The 450-nt window shown below is 63.8% G+C and carries 1 protein-coding gene; it reads right to left on the bottom strand.

The genetic code is table 11. The features are described 5' to 3' along the window. Positions 1 to 450, bottom strand: a 450-nt coding sequence (locus tag K3G39_RS20485; RefSeq protein ID WP_370627295.1) for a transposase, incomplete at its 3' end; no start/stop codon positions are given.

Raw genomic sequence — 450 nt, 5'->3', positions numbered from 1 at the left:
AATAGTGGCTCTCGGGCTGAAAAAAGCCGTCAGCTGATCCAGCAGGCCGGCATGAGCCACAGTCGGCTGTTTTAGTGGCTGTAAAAGGCCGGCGGCGGTCCTTTCCAGGGCCTGCTGGAAGGCTTTTCCCCCCTTGCCAGCTATTTTGCGCAGGTTATGGGCCAGGGCGGCCAGCCCGAAGTCCACTTCGGCTTTGGCCAGTGTTCGCAACCTAAAGCGGGTGAAGCGGTTGTTACTCTTCACCTGGCCGAAGACGGCCTCGGGCTCGATGGCCCTGCGCCTGCGGTGGCGCACCCCTTCCTCACTCAAGAGCCGCTCCCGGGCCCGGGCCTTCAGGCGCTGGAGCCGGTGGTTGACCTCGATCATTCGGTTGCCCTGGCCCTTAAAACACTGCCCCCGCAGCGGGCAGCCCTGGCACCGGCGGGCCTGATAACGGGAGAGGGTGGAAAT

Source organism: Pontibacter sp. HSC-14F20, from assembly GCF_019599265.1.
Taxonomy (GTDB): Bacteria; Bacteroidota; Bacteroidia; order Cytophagales; family Hymenobacteraceae; genus Pontibacter.
This window is presented reverse-complemented; position numbering and strand designations above follow the sequence as displayed.